Here is a 19,703-nt window from a genome sequence, read left to right as displayed (position 1 = left end):
TAGTGAGGAAAGAAGGTTACTTTGTATGAAGGTTTTAAAAGAAATAAATGAATCTATATTAAAAGAAAATTTAGAACATGGTTATGAGGGCTATACAGAAAATGTGTTTAAAGAAAAGGTTATAAAATCATTTGGATGTGGGTGTAAGGGGAGAGATACATCTAAGGGTGAGTCAAAGTGTAATTGTAAAAATAAAAGATAGCGATATTACATAGAAGTTTCAAAAAAGATTAATAAAAGACCCCTTAAATTAGACTATGAATTTAAGGGGATTACCTAATTTAAAAGTTTAATTATATTACGCCCTTTCCATTAAGAAAAGCTTTATATTTCATATCCGTTATAAGTATATGGTTACTTACCCAGTCCAATAAAAAAGAAAGTGCTTCTAGCATAGATCTTTTTTGATTTATATAGATATCTTCATTGAATTCTAACATCTTTATTTTATTTATAAAGGTCTCGTGTTGAACTTTATGTATAGAAATATCTTCATATCCATTGGTAAGCATTAGATTTTCCTCAAATTGAAAGTGATATATTGTATAATCTGTTAGCTCATTTAAAATTTGTTTAATATCATCATATTGATCAGTTGTAATATCATATTCTTTTATAAAATTAGATAATTTATTTGCAATTCTAAACAGCTCTTTATGTTGATTATCTATATTAATTATATTAACACTATAATAATCTTTCCAAAAAAACATAAAAATCCTCCTTATTTAATAATAGATATATAATTATATCATAAAATTACTTAATCTATATTTTGAGAATTAGTTTGTAGAGTATTCAATCATTGATAGTTATAAGAAATTAGTTCTGAAAATTAACTTAACTTGAAAAACAGATATATAAATGCTATAATTCATTGATAATACAAAAATAAATACTTCTATTATTAATAAAAGAAAATGTTATTTTAAAAAAAGAAAATATATAGTAAACTTATCTCTTATTAAAACAATATATAGTATAATGATATTACTAATGGCTAGGAGGGGAGATATGGGTAAGCTTAGTATATTTAGCAAGGATTATCAAAGAAGAATGCGTAAACGAAAATTTAAGATAACAATTATAATCTTGGTTATAATTATTATTGTAGGAACTATTTTCTATAGTGGGTATATACCTAATTTTATAGAAGAAACAAAAAAACAATATAAAGTTAACAAAGAAAAACAAGATATAGAAGAGAATCAACAAATTGAAGAAGAAACAAAAATAAAAGAAGAAATAAAGATAAAAGAAGAAACTTTGAAAATTGATGAAGAAGAAGACAATCTTCCTATGGAAGAACTTTATTATGAAATTAATACTACTAACGGCTCTACAGTAAAACTTATATATGAAAATCAAAATGAAGAAAAAAAATATAAATTTTTAGATAGTAATGGACAAAAGGTAAGTTTTGATATAAATCCTTCGGGGAAAAATATGATTATATATGAGGAGGATACCCAAAATCTGTTTGTTTATGATATTAATGGAGAATATATAGACGGTACCTTAAAAAAGTTTACATCGGCTTCGGCTAATAAAATTTTTGAAAAGGATTCAGTATTAGCAAAAGAACCATCATATATATGGTGTGGTACGCCTAAATTTTATAATGATAGAAAAATAGCATATGTAAGCCAGCTTCCTTGGTTTAAAAAAGAAGATAAATATATATGGATTTTAGATTTAAATGGTTTATCGCATAAAAAAACAGATATATCAGGTCAAAATTTAACTATAAGTGGTATTAAAGATAAAGGACTTGAAATAGATGCAGATGGTACTTTAAATTATATAACAATTGATGATAATATAATAAAATAAATATTTTAAACACCTTATAAAAAACTATAGTTTGATCTTAAATTTAAATTATTACATATAATATTTGAAAAAGTTTTTAAAATTATGTTATAATGTGTAGGTTAATATATAGCTTTTAATATAAGAGTTTATTAGGAGGAATTACAGAATGAATGTTAAAATGGAAAAACCAGAAATAAACATGGTTAAACTAGAAATTACAGTAGATGCTAAGAATTTTAGTGAAGCATTGAAGAAGTCATATAATAAGAATGTAAAAAAATTCAATGTACCAGGATTCAGAAAAGGCAAAACACCAATAGGAATCTTAAAACAATATTATGGCATAGAAGTACTTTATGAAGATGCTATAAATTTCTGTTGTGAAGATACATACCCAAAAGCTATTGATGAAAATAACCTTGAAGTAGTAGATTACCCTGAAATAGACATAGTTCAAATAGAAGAAGGAAAAGACTTTATTTATACTGCAAAAGTTGTAGTTAAACCTGAAGTTAAACTTGGAGAATACAAAGGACTGGAGATAAAAAAACCAAAATATGAAATAGACGAAGAAGAAGTCCAAAAACAACTTAAAGCTATGCAGGAAAAAAATGCTAGATTAGAAGTTAAAGAAGAAGGCAAGGTTGAAGATGGCAATATCGCAGTTATAGATTTTAAAGGCTTTATAGATGGAGAGGTTTTTGAAGGTGGAGAAGGAAAAGAATATCCACTTGAAATAGGATCAGGAACATTTATAGGAGACTTTGAACAACAATTAATAGGAACTGCAGTTGGAGAAAGTAAAAATATTAATGTTAATTTCCCAGAAAACTACGGAAATGAAGATTTAAATGGAAAACCAACTACTTTTGAAGTAATGGTAAATGAAATAAAAGTTAAGGAACTTCCAAATTTAGATGATGAATTTGCGAAAGAGGTATCTGAGTTTGATACTTTAGAAGAATTAACAAAAGATATAGCGAAAAAGTTAGCAGAAGATAATGAATTAAAAGAAAAAAGAGAATTTGAAGAAGCTGTAGTAGAAGCTGTTTGCGCTAATGCAACTATAGATATACCAGAAGTAATGATTAAAAAAGAGATAGATCAAATGATGAAGGACTTAGAAATGAGACTACAATATCAAGGATTAGATCTTGAAACTTATTACTCATATACTAACAATACAGAACAAAAAATGAGAGACTTTATGAAAGAAAACGCAGAGAAAAAGGTTAAAACTGACTTAGTTCTTCAAAAAATTAGTGAAGTTGAAAAAACAGAAGCTACAGAAGAAGAAATAAGAGAAAAGGCTATGGAAGTTGCAACACAATATGGCGATAAAGAAATAGAAAAAACAGCTGAATTAATTGTTAACGCTCAAGGAGAATTATTAAAATCAGATGTTATAATTGCAAAGACATTAGACTTCATAGTAAAAAGCAGTAAAGTTATAGAAGAATAAGATTTAAATCACATTGCCAGAATGATTAGTTTCTGGCAATTGTTTTTAATACAATAGAATTTATATAGAAGTTGATGTATAATAGTATATAATAATATTAAATAAATATTATTATATAGTTACAATATGAAAAATTGGTTATATTATATAATGTAAGATATTTTAAGGAGGTAATGGTATGAGTTTAGTACCTATGGTAGTAGAACAAACTAATAGAGGAGAGAGATCTTACGATATATTTTCAAGACTTTTAAAGGATAGAATAATACTTTTAAGTGATGAAGTTAATGACACTACTGCAAGCCTTATAGTAGCTCAACTACTTTTCTTGGAAAGTGAAGATCCAGATAAAGATATACATTTATATATAAATAGTCCAGGAGGATCGATAACATCTGGTATGGCTATTTATGATACTATGCAATATATAAAACCTGATGTATCCACAATATGTGTGGGAATGGCAGCTTCTATGGGATCATTTTTATTAACAGCAGGAGCAAAAGGAAAAAGATTTGCTCTTCCTAATAGTGAAATTATGATACATCAACCACTTGGTGGATTTCAAGGTCAGGCAACAGATATAGATATACATGCAAGACGAATATTAAGAACAAAAGATTTATTAAATAAGATATTAAGTGAGAGAACAGGTCAACCAATTGAAGTTATAAAAAGAGATGTAGAAAGAGATTATTTCATGACTTCAGAAGAAGCTATGAATTATGGAATAATAGACAAAGTTTTAGTGAAAAATGAACTAGATGTATAAACTAACTTTTTTTAATTTGACCTTAGCGAGGTGTAACTATGGTAAAATATGATGATAAAAAGCAATTGAAGTGCTCCTTTTGTGGGAAAAACCAGGATCAAGTAAGAAGACTTATAGCAGGTCCTGGAGTTTATATATGCGATGAATGTATAGAACTATGCTCAGAAATTATTACAGATGAATTTGAAGAAAGCTTGCAGTTAGATGTAACTTCAATTCCTAAACCAACTGAAATTAAAAATTACTTGGATCAATATGTCATTTCTCAAAATGATGCAAAGAGATCTTTAGCGGTGGCTGTTTACAACCACTATAAAAGGATAAATTCTAATGAGGGTGAACATGATGTTGAACTTCAAAAAAGTAATATATTATTGCTTGGTCCAACTGGTTCAGGAAAGACATTATTAGCACAAACCCTAGCAAAATTTTTAAATGTTCCTTTTGCTATGGCTGATGCTACTACATTAACAGAAGCAGGATATGTAGGTGAGGATGTTGAAAATATACTTTTAAAGCTAATTCAAAATGCAGACTATGACGTTGAAAGAGCGGAAAAGGGCATAATATATATAGACGAAATAGATAAGGTATCAAGAAAATCAGAAAATCCATCTATAACCCGTGATGTTTCTGGAGAAGGGGTTCAACAGGCACTTCTTAAAATGTTAGAAGGTACTGTGGCTTCAGTTCCACCTCAAGGAGGAAGGAAACATCCTCACCAAGAGTTTATACAAATTAATACTTCTAATATATTATTTATATGTGGAGGTGCTTTTGATGGTGTGGATAAGATAATAGAAAAGAGAACTAGAAAAAGTTCTATGGGATTTGGAGCAAATATTCAGTCTAAAAATGAAAAGGATATGGGTAAATTACTTAAAGATATATTACCAGGAGATCTTTTAAAGTTTGGACTTATACCAGAATTCGTAGGTAGACTTCCAATAGTTGTTACATTAGAAACTTTAGATAAAAATGCTTTAGTAAGTATACTAAGTGAACCTAAAAATGCTCTTGTTAAACAATATAAGAAATTGTTTGAATTAGATGATGTAACTTTAGATTTTGAAGATGGAGCTTTAGAAGCTATAGCTGAAGAAGCACTAAATAGAAATACTGGAGCAAGGGGTCTTAGGGCTATAATTGAAGAGATAATGAGAGATATAATGTTTGATATTCCTTCAGATGAAGAAATACACAAGGTTATAATAACTAAAGAATCTGTAACAACTAAAAAGCCTCTTTTCGAAAGAGTAGAAGGACAAAAAAGATTACCTGTCAAACCAAAAAAGTCTAAGAGTAAAAAAGGCATAGAAAGTGCTTAAGTTATAGAACTTATACTGTGCTATTTATTTAAATATAAATTTAATTATAAACAACTCCTTAGTTCAAGGAGTTGTTTATTTTTAAATACAAGTAAAACTTTGTTTTTATTTTAAATCAAAATACTTAACACTTATTAGTTTGATTTTGATATGATTACATTATCATAAGTATAAAAAGTTGAATTTATATAAGTCTAGTAGGATTAACTCTATATTATAATTGAAATTTAATAGTAATATGTGTATACTAAATAAGATTGATTAATATATATAAGTGTTTCCAAAAGAGTTTGATAATTAGAATCATTTGATATTTAAAGTGTATAATTTACTATTTATGTATAATAAATTTAAAAATAATGTATAATATACCAGAGAAACGAGGTAAGAAAATGGATAAAAAAGTAAAAGAAATTCCTCTTATTCCTTTAAGAGGAATAACTATTTTTCCTTATATGGTCTTACATTTTGATGTAGGTAGAGAAAAGTCTATTGCTGCATTAGAGGAAGCTATGATGAGGGATCAGGAAATATTTCTTGTATCTCAAAAAGATGCGAAGATAGAAGAACCAGAAGAAAGCGAAATCTATACTGTAGGGACCTTGTGTAGCATAAAACAAATATTAAAATTACCAGGAGATACGGTAAGAGTATTAGTAGAAGGATTAAGCAGAGCTAAAATTATAAAATATGTAGAAAAAGAGCCTTTTTATAAAGCAGAAATTAATGTGTTAGAAGAAGACGACTATGTAAAAGATAACAAATGTGAAGCCTTAGTTAGAACGCTTAGAGAGGTATTTGAAGATTATATAAAATTATCAGCAACTATACCTTCAGAAGCTTTAATTAGCTTTGATGATATGGAAGACCCAGGAAGGTTATGTGATATAATTAGCTCTTATCTAATGCTTAAGGGTGATATAAAGCAAGAACTTTTAGAAGTATTTGATATAGCTAAGAGAATAGAAAAATTAATTGTAGTTATAAATAATGAACTTGAAATTTTAAATATAGAAAAAAAGATAGGAGTAAGAGTAAAGAACAAAATAGATAAAGTTCAAAAGGAATATTATCTAAGAGAACAATTAAAAGCAATTCAAGAAGAACTAGGAGAAGATGACGAAGAAAAAAAAGAAATAACCAAATATAAAAATAAAATAAAAAAAGCAAAGCTTCCAAAACAAGCTAAGGAAAGAGCTCTTCATGAATTAGAAAGATTAAAAAACACAGGAAGTTATTCTTCTGAAGGTGGGGTTATAAGATCATACGTTGATTGGATATTAGAGCTACCTTGGAATGTTGAAACTACTGATAATGTAGATATAAAAAGAGCAAGAGAAATATTAGAAGCAGAGCATTATGGATTGGATGATGTAAAAGATAGGATAATAGAATATTTAGCAGTAAAGCATATGAGTAAGTCTCTAAAAGGGCCAATACTTTGTTTAGTAGGGCCTCCTGGGGTTGGAAAAACATCTATAGCTAAATCTGTAGCTCATGCTTTAAATAGAAATTTTGTTAGGATGTCTTTAGGTGGAGTAAAGGATGAAGCAGAAATAAGAGGACATAGAAAGACTTATGTTGGAGCTATACCTGGAAGAATAGTATATGGTATGAAGCAAGCCAAATCTAAAAATCCTTTATTTTTATTAGATGAAATAGATAAGATGAGTAATGACTTTAGAGGAGATCCTTCAGATGCTTTATTAGAAGTATTAGACTCAGAGCAAAATAATACTTTTCGGGATCATTATTTAGAGCTCGAAATGGATCTTTCAGATGTAATGTTTATAACTACAGCAAATACATTAGATACAATACCAAGACCTCTTTTAGATAGAATGGAGATAATAGATGTATCAGGATATACCTATGAAGAAAAACTAAATATAGCTAAAAGACACTTAGTTCCTAAACAATTGAAAGAACATAATGTAGATGAAGATATAATCAAATTTACTGACAGTGCTATTAGTGAAATTATAGAGGGATACACTAGAGAGTCAGGTGTTAGAAGTTTAGAAAGACAGATAGCGTCTGTTATAAGAAAGAGCTTAACAGAAATGCTAGAAAAAGACACTAAATCAGAAAATATAACAATAAGTCAAATTAAAAAGTATTTAGGAAATGTGAAGTTTACTTATGATAAAGCAGATAAAGAAGATAAAATAGGCGTAGTTACAGGAATGGCTTGGACTGCTTATGGTGGAGATATATTACCTATAGAAGTAAGTGCCATGAGTGGAACAGGAAAGCTAGAACTTACAGGACAATTAGGCGATGTTATGAAAGAATCAGCTAAAGCAGGATATAGTTATGTTAGAGCAAATGCGTCTAAGTATGGTATAGATCCAGATTTCTATAAGACAACAGATTTGCATATACATGTACCGGAAGGTGCAGTTCCAAAAGATGGACCTTCAGCAGGGGTTACCATGATAAGTGCAATAGTATCAGCACTGTCTAAGAAAAAGGTAAGACATAATGTTGCCATGACAGGTGAAATAACTTTAACAGGTAGAGTACTACCTATAGGCGGACTTAAAGAAAAATGCTTGGCAGCTTATAGAGCAGGTATAGATACAGTGATAATACCAAAAGAAAATGAAAAAGATCTATTAAAAATGCCTAAATCTATAAAAAGCAAATTAAACTTTATTGTAGCTACACATATAGATGAAGTTATAAAAGATGCTTTAATTGAGGAGAAGTAAAATGATAATAAAAACATCAGATTTTGTAACATCAGCCGTAACTAAAAGGCAATATCCAGAGGATAAGAGGACAGAAATAGCATTCCTAGGAAGATCTAATGTAGGTAAGTCTTCACTTATTAACGCTTTGACAAATAGAAAAAAGCTTGCAAAGGTAAGTTCTACACCAGGTAGAACACGACTTATAAACTTCTTTCTAATAAATGATGATTTTCACTTGGTAGACCTTCCAGGGTATGGATATGCTAAAGTCTCTAAAACTGAAAAGGCACGTTGGGGTAAGATAATTGAAGAATATCTTGTTAGTAGCACTACGCTTAATAGAGTTGTACTATTAGTAGATTCTAGACATAAACCATCGCCAGATGATGTTATGATGTATGAGTGGATAAATTATAATAATTATGACGTAGTTGTAATTGCAACTAAGAGCGATAAGATATCAAAAAGAGAAAAAGCTATGAATGAAAAACTTATAAAGGATACATTAAACTTAAAGCCGGAACACAGGTTGATATTCTTTTCAGCTGTTAAAAAGGATGGAAGAGAGGACCTTGTAAATCTATTGTTTGAAGATCTAGCATTAAAGTAAAATATAATTTGATAAAAGCTTGATACTATATGAATATAGTATCAAGCTTTTTTTCGCATACACAAATACTTACATTGAAATTAGATGGTTATTAAGTATATAAAATATTAGTATAAATAAAGTGTAAGTATAAGTAACAAAATATTATGGAAGGAATAGTATATAGTATAACCAAAGCAAAATAAAGGTTTAGGGAAAGGAGGAGGTAAAGTGGATATAACAAGTTTAATAAGTGAATTAACTAATAATACAGAGGGATTAAATATGGAGGGTTTAAACATGGATGGACTTAATATGAATAACTTAAATATGGATGGCCTAAATATGAATAACATTTCGTCTCTCATGGGAGGAAAGGGTGGTTCAAAGAACAATAACTTGCTACTACTAATATTTTTCATCTTTTGTTGCTGCAATAAAGGCGGTTTTGGACAAGGAAATCAAGGGAATACTGTTTGTTTAGAAGCTTGTGATTGCAAATGCAAAAAGAAAAAGTGTAAATGCTGTGATTATTGCGAACGTCCTGAACAACTAATATGTAGACCTGCAAATTCTTGCAACAATAACGGTTTTGGCGGCCTTGGCGGCTTTGGCGGTAATTGGTGTTGGATAATAGTTTTAATATTAATTCTATGTTCTAACAGGGGAAACTCTACATGCAAAGATAAGTGTTAAAGTAACAAAATAGAATAAAGAGCTTAGGTATTTCAACTAACACTATAGAGTATTAAAATCTCACTTAAGCTATTACAAAACTAAATGTAAAGATTAGATTACAATAAAACCATTGCCCAAGAAAGGGGGGTTCAAAATGTCAAAAGGTAAGTGTAAATGTTATAAAGAGTGTAGATGTGGAGGTAATGTTAGCAGTAATTGCGGAAACATCGGTGGAAACAACTGTGGAAATGGTTGTGGAAGCATCTGTGGAAGCAGAGGACTCAATATATGTACCCTATTACCATTCTTATTAATTTTAGGTGAAACAGGATTAATAAATAATAATAGGATATATACTTTAATCCTTTTATTCTGGTGTTGCTGTGGAGGTAACATGGGAAAAACTTTATGTTGCTAGTTTAAAAGGAAATTGGAGGGCTGAAAAGCCCTCCAAAAAAGTTATATAATAAGGAGGCGCATAATGGGAAAAAAGAAAAGGAAGGATTACGATAGAGAAGTTAGGCAACCAGAAATACAAAATGACAATGGAAATTATGGTGGTATGAATCCTATGATGTCTATGTTAAATAATGTAGATATGAATAAGCTATCTACCATGTTAGGACTTTTAAATTCTAATGGTACTGATCTTGGTAATTTAAATATAGCAGATTTAATTGGCACTATGAACAATCAAGGGGTTCCTAATAATACCACTGCTAATAATACAAATAATAATGCTGCTTTAAAATCAAACAATCAAATAAGAAGAAACATAGATATTAATGTAGGAAATGAAGCTATTGTACAGCTTTTAAACTCATTAAAACCTTTTTTAGGTGATAGATCAGATATAATTGATAATGTAATAGATATATATTTATCAGAAGATGATTAATGAATACCTATAAAAGGCTATGTTTTTAATTAAAAACATAGCCTTTTATATTTTTGCTTAATCTTGAATCTTATTTATTAACATAGTACATCTTCCATCTAATGATGCACCTTCTTTTATAGTTACATGCTTAACCGTAATATCCCCAGATATATTTCCTAAAGGCTCTATTATAAGATTGTCTTCACAGGTTATGTTTCCTTTAACCCTCCCGTTCACTTTAGCATTCTTACAACTTATATTGCCATTGTATAGAGCTGTTTCGCCGATTATAATATCATCCTTCCATTTGATGTCGCCATCTATAGATCCATCTATTTTAATTAGACCTTCGCCAGAAATGTTACCTACTATACTGCATAGCTCGCCTATTAGAGTCTCTATTCGATCAAGGTTTTTACCATCCTTATCAGAAAACATTTTAATCCCCCTTAAAATTAATAAAAAATTATAAAAAGTTTTTTTGAATAGTGTATATTTTAAATTTATATGTCAATAATATTAAGGAGATAGGAGATATATCTCCTATAGCTAAATTTTTTAGCGATACAAAACCCCCATCCCCCTTTGGGTCGCTTTTAGCGGCCCTTATTTTTTTTAGACTAATTAAAGCGATAGAATTAATTATATAATATAGATACAGAATAAATTTTAAATTTATTATTATAAGTATCACAAGGTCTCAATAGAACGCTTAAACAATATTGAACTTTTGAATTTTGGTTAGATTCTAATGTGGAACTAAAGTTTAGATTCCATTTTATCTCTAAAGGACTATTTTTATTATCCCAACTTGTATCAGTGAAAAATCCATCTAAAAACTTAAAATTAGTTCCATCTACAGATAGTTGATTTAAAGAAGAGATGTTTTTAGACATTAATCCACTATAAAATATGTCAAGGTTACTAGAGTCACCTTCAGGTAAGTTCTCTATGTAATGGATAAGTCCTAAGATTGAATCTCCTCCAGGAAGATTTGATGTGTCATAACTAAACTGGTTTAATTCCTTCTTAAGTAGTATATTATAACACATAGTAAATTCACCATCTTTTATATTTCCGGATAGAAATTTTGGAGACCTTTTATTGCCGTTATCTAAAAAGCCTATTACATTGTTATTTGAACAATAAATATCTTTAAATTTATGTTCATCCCAGTAGAACACATGCTGTATAGGAATGTCATTTTCAGAGCATTGTGTAAATATTGAGGGTGGTTTATTTTTTGATATACTCATCATTGTAGCCCTTAAAGGCCAATGTTGATAGGATTCTCCTAAGGTATTAATCTTTTTGAAAGGTTTTAAAAAATAAGTTTCATTCTTGGTATTTATCTGGAGATAATATTTATTTTTAGATACTTTTGAATAAAGTATGTCATTTTCACCATCTCCATTAAAATCGCCTTTAATACTTTCTGAATCATTTAAAGAAACAAAGGTAGTAGAGGATTTATTGAACTTAGGCCAAGGAATAATTAATAAAGAAAGTATAATAATAATAATAATATATATTGAATAAGCTTTTTTAAATGTAAATACCTTCAACCTCATAAACCCACCTCTTTTAATTATATGAATCTAAAAATATATTTAACTCTTATATATAAGATATATTTGAAATTACTGCAGAATATGATAGAAATAATAATATTTCAAGATATAGGACTTTATAATTTTTACATACTAGGAGGATAATATGAAAACACATAAGAATATATATATAATCACTATAATTTTATTATTAATTAGTTTATCTGGATGTGCCTTAAGGAAATCAGAAAAGAATAATGATGATAAGGAAAGTAATACTATAAATATATTTGTTGATACAAAGGATGAAGCTTCAATGGATATGATTAAATTTGCTATAGAATCATATAAGAAGCAGGAAGAAGGAATAAAAATAAATATAAAAGCTACCACTAATAAAAATGACATGAGTGCATGTTTGAAAGATACTAAGGATATAGATTTAGTTATAACGAGCAGGAACAATATACTAGATCTAAGTAATCAGGGACTTATAGCTGATTTAAATGAATTTTACAAGAAAAACGATATAAATGATCGGTTTTATAATATAATAACTTCTTATGGGATTAAAGGAGATCAATATTTTGCTGTAGGGATTTTACCCTTCACAATGCAAATAATATATAATCAGAAGTATTTTGAGGATAAAGATATAGAAATTAATAAGTTCACACTTGAAGAGCTATTAAAGTTTATAAATGTTAAAGATATTAAAATACCAATTGTAGCTCCTGAATCTATTGATGCTATGGAAGTAATTACTGTGTTGCTAGGGGATAACTTAGTAAATAAAAAAGAGTTAGAACATATTTATGAAGGAAATGCTGAAAAGTATAATAATTTTAAGGATATTCAAATTGTTTTAGAAGGACTAAATAAATTAACTAAAGATAAATACCTAACTAAAGATATGTTAGAAGTAAAAGATAAAGATATATTAAATTATATCGATAAGGGGAGATATCCAATGGGCATTGTAGCTTCATCTTATAATAAAGGTGAAGAAAAATTAAATACAAAAGTATTTAGTAACTATAAACTTATAGGTAAAGAAAAGACCCCAGTAGTATTTATGGAATCATTAATTGCAGTTGCAAATAATTCTAAGAATCAAGAAGATGCAATGGATTTTATGAAGTTTATTTATAGCGATGAATTTCAGATGCGGGCATCAGAAAATGGCTTTGTTACAGGGAATATAAAAGCTATGGAAGATAATCATTTAATAAATTCTAATTTAAAAAGTGATATAATTTCTAGCAATATGACTAATATACCATTTATATATAGCTTGCCGCCTAAAATAAGAAATGAAGTTAAATCAGAAATATATGATATATTAAGGGGTAGCTACAGTGGAGATGAGTGGACGAAGTTAATAAGAGAGTCATATTAATGATATAGTGTAATAATAGGTATAGTAACAAGAGGGGAAGGTTTCTAACAAAAATAAATATTATAGAATAAAATAATAGCTACTCCTAAAGGTTAGGAGTAGCTATTATTAATTAGAACAGACAATAAGAATACTATTCATTTGATACCTTACATTTAGCGCATAATCCATAAAAGTATAATCTATTAGTTACTATATCATAATCCGTATAGGGTTTTATTGTATTGTTAAGTTCGTCAAAGGTTATACCTTCTATATCATCCACACGATTACAACACATACATTGAATATGGGGATGTGTTCCAATTCGCCCATCATACCTAAAGTTTCCTTCGCCTACATTAAGTTCTTGAACAAGGCCTACTTCTACTAAAGTTTTTAAAGCTTTGTAAACGGTAGCTAAGCTCATTGTAGGATAGGAAGGTTGAAGTGACTTATATATAGCTTCAGCCGATGGGTGCTCATGAGTGGATTGAAGATACTTATAAACAGCAATCCTCTGCGGAGTTAGCTTTAATTTTTTTTCTTTAAAAATAGCTGTTATATTATCCATTGTGCACCATCCTTATTATTTAATTAGTTCTATTATATAATAAAAATTATCACAAGTCAAAATATAATTATAAATTCAACATAATGTTATTTATGTATCAAATAAGCACGAATACATTATAACATTAATAAAGTATAAATAATATAAGTTTTAGTTGTATAGACAAAATAAAGAGGAGTGTAAAATAAAGACATAAATAAAACACTTGTATTTTTATGAAAATGTGATAGAATAAATTTAAGGCTGTTAATAAATTAACAATATTTACACGTGTTCATTTCACTTTAAAGAACAGAAATTCTGTTCTTTTTTTTACCTGTTTATAATAAACAAAGAAGGACTTTTAATACTTTATTAGAATTATATAAGGTATAAGACGTTTTAATGATAATAACTATAATATAGTACTATTATTATTATATATAAATTAATTTGTAACAAAAGATTAACATTAGGAGGTTTTAAGGTTGGTAGATTTAAATGAAGCTTTAAGCTATGAAAAATATATGGAATCCGCTACAAAGGAACATTTAGACATATATGATAAGACACTTATAAGTGACCAAAACATTGTAAAACTAAAAGAGTTAGATGAAACTATAAATGTCATAGCATTTAGTGAGGGGTATTGTCCTGACTGTAATGTTTCTTTACCTATGTTAAAAAGATTTCAAGAGATAAATTCAAATGTAGCAATATATATATTTAAAAGAGTAGGAAACGAAAAGTTTTTAGAAGAAAATTTAGGTGAGGCAAGAATTCCAACGTTTATGTTTTTTGATAAGGACATGAAAGCTTTAGGTGTATACGTAGAATTTCCAGAAGAACTAAAAGCAAAAGTAATTAGTGCAAAGATTGATGATAAGAGAAGGTTCATTGAGGATTATAGGGAAGGGAAATATAATATTCTTGTAGAAGAAGAATTCTTAAATATTATTTTTTCTAATAGATAATTTTAAGGGAATTAATATTTAGGAGGCATATATGGATAAAAAGCAGATAGCAGTTATAAAGAAAAATATAAAATCTAATAGTAATATATTGAAGATAGAAGAAATATATAGTTGTTACTTTAAAAAAGATAGTGGAAAGATAATATTTAGTGAAAAAAAGGATTTTAATATAATTGAGGAAGAAGTTCAAAAATTATATATTAATAATTTTAAAAGGTTATTAACAGGTAATATAGATGAAAAGCTATTTCAACTTGATTTTATTGAAAAGGAAGAATTAAGTACTCAAAATATACTTCTTAATTTATTGAATGAGGATATTGAAGAGGATAGTATGAAAGATTTAGTAAATAAGATATACGAAAACTGTATATATGATACTGATATTACTATAAATATATTAAAGGGTAGATATACTATAGATAAAAATTCTTTATTAGATGAAAATCCTAGTTTTATTTTAGTATCGATAAATAGAGTGGCTGCACCTAAAAAGTCTTTAAAATTTGATTATGAAAGTAAAAGCTTTAAAGAAAGTTCTAACTTAGATGTTATTTTAGATTTAAATGCTCCGATACAAGGATTCTTATATCCTATATTAGATTCAGAAGGGCAAGACTTAAATAAAACACTATATTATAATGGTAAAATAAAAACTTTAGATGAGGGATTTATAAAAGGGGTACTAAATTGTGAAATAAAACCTACCCTTACAGAAGATAAGGAGAACTTTTCAAATATAATAAAGTTTTCTGCAAAGGATGGATTAAAGATATCCACATTAAAAGACTTATATGAGTTTTTAGGCGAACAAAAGGAAAATGGTGAGGAAAGCTTAACTATAAGAGATATACTTCCCTTTATAGAAGAAGAAAGCGCTCTTAAAGAAGAGGAGTTATTAAATATAAGTAAAAATATTTTAACTAAAGACGATTATGCTTTCAATATAAATAGTATATTACCAGATTCTAAGTCTAAATCTTTGAAGATTGAAAATCAATATGTAACTATAAATATAAGTCCTGCAGCATTAGATAAAATAAAACAAAATGTAGGCGAAGATGGTAAGAGGTATCTTATGATAAGCATGGATGAAAAATCCTATATAGGTGACATAGAAATTAAAGATGATGAAGTTAAAAAAGATATTGAAGATTTAAGCTTAGCTTTGGAAAAATAGAATAGCACATTAAATGAATTTTTTAATATATATGTTTATTTGAAAGATTATAAGGGTTAAGGCATAATCAAAAATTATGAACATAACCTGTAAAATTAATAATGATATATAATAAGGAATATTAATAGAAGGCATAGGGAAGGATAATTGCTTATAGATATAAAAAAGTATTAATATAGAGATATTAAAAAATATTAATTTTAATAATATTTCTAAAAAAGGTTTCCTTAATCCTTCTATATAGTATTTCATAAAAGCATAAATACCAAAAAAAAGAAGGTATGAAATAGAAAAACCTTTTAGTCCTAGTATAAAGGATAATATAAAGCACGCTATATAAACTATAAAGGAGGATCTTATATTAATAGATAAGATTGAAATTGACATTATTGAAGTGGTTATTGCAAGTAAAGTTAATTTGCTTGTGGGGATTATACTTGAAATATATAATATTATCACAGTTAGAGATGTGAAAAGTCCACCTTTAGCAATATGTTTACTCTTATCCATTTAAATCCTCCTTATTTATTTAATTTATTAATTATTACTTAGCAACAAGGGATACAATCTCCACCGAAGCATTCGCACATAGTATCAAGGCACCAAAGCTTAAGACATATATCACAGGCACCACCATTGCTACTAGAATTACCGTATGATTGTCTATAACCTGTAGTACTATTATTCATCATATTTAATGCTTGCCTATATTCAAAGTTATTAGGATCTAACCTACAAGCTATTGATATATAATTGAATGCACTATCATTCCAACCCTTTTTTAGATGAACCATACCCATAAGATAATTCCATTCACCGTTCCTTACTTTTATATTATTTAGAGCGCTTTCAGCAGATCTTATATCTCCTCTTTGAATATACATTCTTATTTCACTAAGATTATTATATTCAGAATGATAATTTTCATTACTATAATTTTGGTTTGAACTATTGTTTTTAGAATCTTTTAAAAGATAATTATAAGCTTCATTTATTTCTCTCATCTTATCCTCTGCTAGATCTTTTAATGGATTATTTCCATATTGATCAGGGTGATACTTTTTAGCAAGTTCTCTATAGGCTAATTTTATCTCTTCATCTGTAGCCGTTTCTTTAATTCCTAGTATTTTATATGGATCTGTCATAATAATTACACTTCCTTTTTTAGATTTATATAAATATTATCTTTATTATATTTTTCAGGGAAGAATACTTTATCCGTTTTTTCCATTAAGCCATATTTTAATATATTTTCTATTAAATCTTTATTCTTTTTAATTGGTAGTTTGTAAAAGATATCAATGCATTGTGAAGCACAGTAAACTAATGTAAACTCAACCCTATCTTTTATTAAAGGATAAAACTCTAAATAACTTAAATTATTTTCATTAAAACAATGATTTATAGGGTTAAATTTATTATGTTTCATATCATCCTTTAAGTCATCTATAGCATCTATTAGATATATCCATTTTCCAAGGTTGTATCCAAGCCAATAAAGGTCTTCTATAAAGCTATGATCCTTAAAGTTATAACTTGTTAAAAGTATACCTGTAAGATCAGCAAAGGTGTCACTTATACTATCTATATTAGTTTCGTTTATATTTTTTTCTTGGGTTGAAAGTTTTTCTAGGGAGATCTGTATTTGACTTTCAACATCTTTTAGATAGAGCGGATTTTTTTTTATGTACAGATTAGAAATTGAATATAGTATTTTATATTTAAAATCCTTTTCGTCATTCAAATCATCTAAAAGTTTATAATGTGTCAAAGTTATATTAAGGTTTGAAGCATAATTTACTGAGTTGTTATTAGTAACATATAACCTTTTCTTTAGTGGATGAACAGGACAACGTTTAAGATTTAGATGGAAGGGTTCATCTAAAAGAGCATCTATTAGGATAGCTAAAAAGGTCATATCATAATTAAGAGAAATACGTGGTATATTACCATAACTACTTTTTATAGACTTACATACACCACAATAATAAGCTTTAAATATTTCGAAATCTTTTATTTTAAGTTCCATCTTACATGGAGTAACATATCCAAACATATATATGTCTCCTTTATATTTATAGAGTTTGCAATAATGACTGTTACATAAGGTGATTATAACATAAAAATTATCATAGTATCAAAGATTGTTATCATAATTAGTTGGAGGATTTAAATCTACATTTAAGTTAAGATATATTTATAAATTATTATATAAATTGTTTATATAATGGTATGTTTAAAGAAGTTATGATAAAATTAGATTATGAACTTGAATTAAAGGAGGTAGAACATGAGTAAATATAAAGTAGGGGATGAATTAATAATAATTGACAACACAAAAATAGAAGACGAAAAGTTAAGGGACATGACAAAGCTGCAAATTAATGAAGATTTTGCTCAAATCTCTTGGGGGCTTAAGATCATTGATGTTGAGTATGATAAACCAAATGTAACACTTTCATATAGAAATATGTACGGAGAACTTAACAAGGTATTTGCTGTTTGTAAGGATATAGCCAACTTTGATCAGGAAAAGGTTTTAGAAAAGGCTTTGCTAAAGGCTTTTCAAAATGAAATTATTAATATTACAGTAGTTAAGAACGCTGGAAAGAAGTGTGACAAGTAGAAAATTGTAAATTAACTATTACTATGTATAAACAGACTGGAGATACAGTTATAATTATGTAATTGTATTTATTGAATGATTTAAACACGGGTGTAATTGTTAATAATTTATCACTTTGAGATTAATAAAAGTTAAATTAGTTTATATTCCATATGAAAATATAAAAGTAACCTTAGCTACTGTACCCTTAGCTAAGGTTATTTTTATTAAGTTACTATAGTTTCAATTGATCAACAATATACTTTTTGTTTAGTATTACTTTAAAGATAGTAGATCCAAGTATTGTAACTACTACAAATTCTCCAAAAGCGATGTATAAAGCAGTTGCTATAAAAGGAGCATTTGTTAACAAGGTAAATTCTAGGCCTAAAATAACACTATTAAAAATTGTTGGCCATAAAGAAGCAATAATAACATTTTTTGATTTTGTTATCATAAATAAGCTTATAGTGGTGGCAAAGCTTCCAAAGAAGACATCTACTATACCAAGGGGGCTAGTAATGTTTGCAAGTACACAACCCAAAACTAATCCTGGCACATAAAGTGGATCTATAAATGCAAGCAATACCATAACTTCTGAAATCCTAATTTGAAGAGGACCATAACTTATAGGCGCAAGCCCCATGGTTATTATTGCATAGATAGCTGCGACCACAGCCATTTTCATCATTTTATTTAAAGATATCTCCTTTAAATAATACTTAAATACTGCAATTAGCATAAATAAGGTTAAAAAAGAAAATAAAATTATTATTAGTTTGTTATTCATAAAAACACCTCCTTTTTTTACTAGTGGGTACAAGGAGAAAACACTATAGTAACCTTATAAATTATATCATAGTCTTTAAAATAGTAAATAGAAAATTGAATATTAATTAACAAGTATTTAATTTATTCATATGTAACATAATATTTACATTTAACCCTTTAATTTTTAGGAAAATTAGAATATAATGATTTTAATTAGCAATGGTGGTAAAGGGGGAAGAAGATATGAGCTATTGTCCATTTTGGTCTAATGATAATGAAATACAAGAATGTTTTAAAGATTGCGTATTTTTTTCTTGTAATAAAGATAATCAATGTCCATTTAAATTTTATGATTTTAATAACAGTATGCTACTAGATAAATTAATGGGATTAAGTACAGAGGAATCAGAGAAACCAGAGAAATCAGAACAAATGATATTATAATACCATATGAAATTTAAGTTAAGAAAGG

At 27.7% G+C, this 19,703-nt stretch carries 22 protein-coding genes; 15 read left to right on the top strand and 7 right to left on the bottom strand.

From position 1 onward, the window contains the following. Positions 1-25 precede the first annotated feature (25 nt). Positions 26-202, top strand: coding sequence for a hypothetical protein (locus tag DY168_RS14695; protein ID WP_172556326.1), 177 nt, complete (start codon positions 26-28; stop codon positions 200-202). A gap of 91 nt (positions 203-293) precedes the next feature. Here the strand turns inward: DY168_RS14695 and DY168_RS10685 are convergent, their stop codons facing one another. Next, positions 294-713: a bacteriohemerythrin gene (locus DY168_RS10685; protein WP_115641736.1), complete on the bottom strand. Its 420-nt coding sequence runs from the start codon at positions 711-713 to the stop codon at positions 294-296. A gap of 301 nt (positions 714-1,014) precedes the next feature. Between DY168_RS10685 and DY168_RS10675 the strand changes: the two genes are divergently transcribed. The 9 genes from DY168_RS10675 (at position 1,015) to DY168_RS10635 (ending at position 10,238) form a co-directional block, all read left to right on the top strand. Continuing rightward, positions 1,015-1,833 (top strand): hypothetical protein, encoded by an 819-nt coding sequence (locus DY168_RS10675; RefSeq protein WP_147291424.1) that lies wholly within the window; start codon positions 1,015-1,017, stop codon positions 1,831-1,833. Between the two features lie 148 nt (positions 1,834-1,981). Beyond that, entirely contained in the window at positions 1,982-3,277 is a 1,296-nt protein-coding gene (gene tig, locus DY168_RS10670) for a trigger factor (protein WP_115641734.1), read from the top strand. 178 nt (positions 3,278-3,455) lie between these two features. Continuing rightward, positions 3,456-4,049 carry an ATP-dependent Clp endopeptidase proteolytic subunit ClpP gene (gene clpP / locus DY168_RS10665; RefSeq protein ID WP_029450905.1) on the top strand — a complete coding sequence of 198 codons (594 nt, stop codon included), beginning with the start codon at positions 3,456-3,458 and terminating at the stop codon, positions 4,047-4,049. A gap of 38 nt (positions 4,050-4,087) precedes the next feature. Continuing rightward, entirely contained in the window at positions 4,088-5,377 is a 1,290-nt protein-coding gene (gene clpX, locus DY168_RS10660) for an ATP-dependent Clp protease ATP-binding subunit ClpX (RefSeq protein ID WP_115641733.1), read from the top strand. 392 nt (positions 5,378-5,769) lie between these two features. Further along, the gene (gene lon / locus DY168_RS10655) at positions 5,770-8,091 is read left to right on the top strand and encodes an endopeptidase La (protein WP_115641732.1); all 2,322 of its coding nucleotides are present in this window, start codon (positions 5,770-5,772) and stop codon (positions 8,089-8,091) included. 1 nt (position 8,092) lies between these two features. Further along, positions 8,093-8,683: a ribosome biogenesis GTP-binding protein YihA/YsxC gene (yihA, locus tag DY168_RS10650; RefSeq protein ID WP_115641731.1), complete on the top strand. Its 591-nt coding sequence runs from the start codon at positions 8,093-8,095 to the stop codon at positions 8,681-8,683. Between the two features lie 210 nt (positions 8,684-8,893). After that, positions 8,894-9,358, top strand: coding sequence for a hypothetical protein (locus DY168_RS10645; RefSeq protein ID WP_115641730.1), 465 nt, complete (start codon positions 8,894-8,896; stop codon positions 9,356-9,358). Positions 9,359-9,494: 136 nt separating this feature from the next. Continuing rightward, a complete protein-coding gene (locus DY168_RS10640; RefSeq protein ID WP_115641729.1) occupies positions 9,495-9,758 on the top strand; it encodes a hypothetical protein in 264 nt (87 codons plus the stop codon). A 63-nt stretch (positions 9,759-9,821) separates the two neighbouring features. Then, complete coding sequence (locus DY168_RS10635) at positions 9,822-10,238, top strand: hypothetical protein (protein WP_115641728.1); 417 nt, start codon at positions 9,822-9,824, stop codon at positions 10,236-10,238. Positions 10,239-10,295: 57 nt separating this feature from the next. On the opposite strand, the gene DY168_RS10630 is transcribed toward DY168_RS10635, so the two are convergent. Together DY168_RS10630 and DY168_RS10620 are read right to left on the bottom strand one after the other, a co-directional pair. Further along, positions 10,296-10,658, bottom strand: a complete 363-nt coding sequence (locus DY168_RS10630; RefSeq protein WP_115641727.1) for a bactofilin family protein — start codon at positions 10,656-10,658, stop codon at positions 10,296-10,298. Positions 10,659-10,858: 200 nt separating this feature from the next. Next, positions 10,859-11,791, bottom strand: coding sequence for a VCBS repeat-containing protein (locus DY168_RS10620; RefSeq protein WP_115641725.1), 933 nt, complete (start codon positions 11,789-11,791; stop codon positions 10,859-10,861). 145 nt (positions 11,792-11,936) lie between these two features. Here DY168_RS10620 and DY168_RS10615 point away from each other — a divergent pair, with 145 nt between their 5' ends. Then, positions 11,937-13,169: an ABC transporter substrate-binding protein gene (locus DY168_RS10615; protein WP_115641724.1), complete on the top strand. Its 1,233-nt coding sequence runs from the start codon at positions 11,937-11,939 to the stop codon at positions 13,167-13,169. Between the two features lie 133 nt (positions 13,170-13,302). Here DY168_RS10615 and perR read toward each other — a convergent pair whose 3' ends face one another. Beyond that, positions 13,303-13,722, bottom strand: coding sequence for a transcriptional regulator PerR (gene perR, locus DY168_RS10610; RefSeq protein WP_115641723.1), 420 nt, complete (start codon positions 13,720-13,722; stop codon positions 13,303-13,305). 467 nt (positions 13,723-14,189) lie between these two features. Here perR and DY168_RS10605 point away from each other — a divergent pair, with 467 nt between their 5' ends. Beyond that, positions 14,190-14,675 (top strand): thioredoxin family protein, encoded by a 486-nt coding sequence (locus DY168_RS10605; protein ID WP_115641722.1) that lies wholly within the window; start codon positions 14,190-14,192, stop codon positions 14,673-14,675. A 31-nt stretch (positions 14,676-14,706) separates the two neighbouring features. After that, positions 14,707-15,855: a DUF4317 family protein gene (locus DY168_RS10600; protein ID WP_115641721.1), complete on the top strand. Its 1,149-nt coding sequence runs from the start codon at positions 14,707-14,709 to the stop codon at positions 15,853-15,855. A 548-nt stretch (positions 15,856-16,403) separates the two neighbouring features. Here DY168_RS10600 and DY168_RS10590 read toward each other — a convergent pair. Beyond that, complete coding sequence (locus DY168_RS10590; protein ID WP_115641719.1) at positions 16,404-17,000, bottom strand: J domain-containing protein; 597 nt, start codon at positions 16,998-17,000, stop codon at positions 16,404-16,406. 5 nt (positions 17,001-17,005) lie between these two features. Beyond that, a complete protein-coding gene (locus DY168_RS10585; protein ID WP_115641718.1) occupies positions 17,006-17,911 on the bottom strand; it encodes a DUF5685 family protein in 906 nt (301 codons plus the stop codon). Between the two features lie 234 nt (positions 17,912-18,145). Between DY168_RS10585 and DY168_RS10580 the strand changes: the two genes are divergently transcribed. Next, positions 18,146-18,481 carry a hypothetical protein gene (locus tag DY168_RS10580; RefSeq protein WP_115641717.1) on the top strand — a complete coding sequence of 112 codons (336 nt, stop codon included), beginning with the start codon at positions 18,146-18,148 and terminating at the stop codon, positions 18,479-18,481. A 214-nt stretch (positions 18,482-18,695) separates the two neighbouring features. On the opposite strand, the gene DY168_RS10575 is transcribed toward DY168_RS10580, so the two are convergent. Then, on the bottom strand, positions 18,696-19,250 hold the full coding sequence (locus DY168_RS10575) for a QueT transporter family protein (protein ID WP_423237232.1): 555 nt from the start codon (positions 19,248-19,250) through the stop codon (positions 18,696-18,698). A gap of 224 nt (positions 19,251-19,474) precedes the next feature. On the opposite strand from DY168_RS10575, the gene DY168_RS10570 reads away from it, so the two are divergent. Beyond that, entirely contained in the window at positions 19,475-19,675 is a 201-nt protein-coding gene (locus DY168_RS10570; RefSeq protein WP_115641716.1) for a hypothetical protein, read from the top strand. The last annotated feature ends 28 nt before the right edge of the window (positions 19,676-19,703 follow it).

Origin of the sequence: Clostridium putrefaciens (genome assembly GCF_900461105.1) — a bacterium.
GTDB classification, from domain to species: domain Bacteria; phylum Bacillota; class Clostridia; order Clostridiales; family Clostridiaceae; genus Clostridium_L; species Clostridium_L putrefaciens.
This window is presented reverse-complemented; position numbering and strand designations above follow the sequence as displayed.

Bases quoted from the DNA above. Each gene is read 5' to 3' on its own strand.
- DY168_RS14695 (WP_172556326.1), top strand. From the start codon at position 26: ATGAAGGTTTTAAAAGAAATAAATGAATCTATATTAAAAGAAAATTTA.
- DY168_RS10685 (WP_115641736.1), bottom strand. From the start codon at position 713: ATGTTTTTTTGGAAAGATTATTATAGTGTTAATATAATTAATATAGAT.
- DY168_RS10675 (WP_147291424.1), top strand. From the start codon at position 1,015: ATGGGTAAGCTTAGTATATTTAGCAAGGATTATCAAAGAAGAATGCGT.
- tig (WP_115641734.1), top strand. From the start codon at position 1,982: ATGAATGTTAAAATGGAAAAACCAGAAATAAACATGGTTAAACTAGAA.
- clpP (WP_029450905.1), top strand. From the start codon at position 3,456: ATGAGTTTAGTACCTATGGTAGTAGAACAAACTAATAGAGGAGAGAGA.
- clpX (WP_115641733.1), top strand. From the start codon at position 4,088: ATGGTAAAATATGATGATAAAAAGCAATTGAAGTGCTCCTTTTGTGGG.
- lon (WP_115641732.1), top strand. From the start codon at position 5,770: ATGGATAAAAAAGTAAAAGAAATTCCTCTTATTCCTTTAAGAGGAATA.
- yihA (WP_115641731.1), top strand. From the start codon at position 8,093: ATGATAATAAAAACATCAGATTTTGTAACATCAGCCGTAACTAAAAGG.
- DY168_RS10640 (WP_115641729.1), top strand. From the start codon at position 9,495: ATGTCAAAAGGTAAGTGTAAATGTTATAAAGAGTGTAGATGTGGAGGT.
- DY168_RS10635 (WP_115641728.1), top strand. From the start codon at position 9,822: ATGGGAAAAAAGAAAAGGAAGGATTACGATAGAGAAGTTAGGCAACCA.
- DY168_RS10630 (WP_115641727.1), bottom strand. From the start codon at position 10,658: ATGTTTTCTGATAAGGATGGTAAAAACCTTGATCGAATAGAGACTCTA.
- DY168_RS10620 (WP_115641725.1), bottom strand. From the start codon at position 11,791: ATGAGGTTGAAGGTATTTACATTTAAAAAAGCTTATTCAATATATATT.
- DY168_RS10615 (WP_115641724.1), top strand. From the start codon at position 11,937: ATGAAAACACATAAGAATATATATATAATCACTATAATTTTATTATTA.
- perR (WP_115641723.1), bottom strand. From the start codon at position 13,722: ATGGATAATATAACAGCTATTTTTAAAGAAAAAAAATTAAAGCTAACT.
- DY168_RS10600 (WP_115641721.1), top strand. From the start codon at position 14,707: ATGGATAAAAAGCAGATAGCAGTTATAAAGAAAAATATAAAATCTAAT.
- DY168_RS10590 (WP_115641719.1), bottom strand. From the start codon at position 17,000: ATGACAGATCCATATAAAATACTAGGAATTAAAGAAACGGCTACAGAT.
- DY168_RS10585 (WP_115641718.1), bottom strand. From the start codon at position 17,911: ATGTTTGGATATGTTACTCCATGTAAGATGGAACTTAAAATAAAAGAT.
- DY168_RS10580 (WP_115641717.1), top strand. From the start codon at position 18,146: ATGAGTAAATATAAAGTAGGGGATGAATTAATAATAATTGACAACACA.
- DY168_RS10575 (WP_423237232.1), bottom strand. From the start codon at position 19,250: ATGAATAACAAACTAATAATAATTTTATTTTCTTTTTTAACCTTATTT.
- DY168_RS10570 (WP_115641716.1), top strand. From the start codon at position 19,475: ATGAGCTATTGTCCATTTTGGTCTAATGATAATGAAATACAAGAATGT.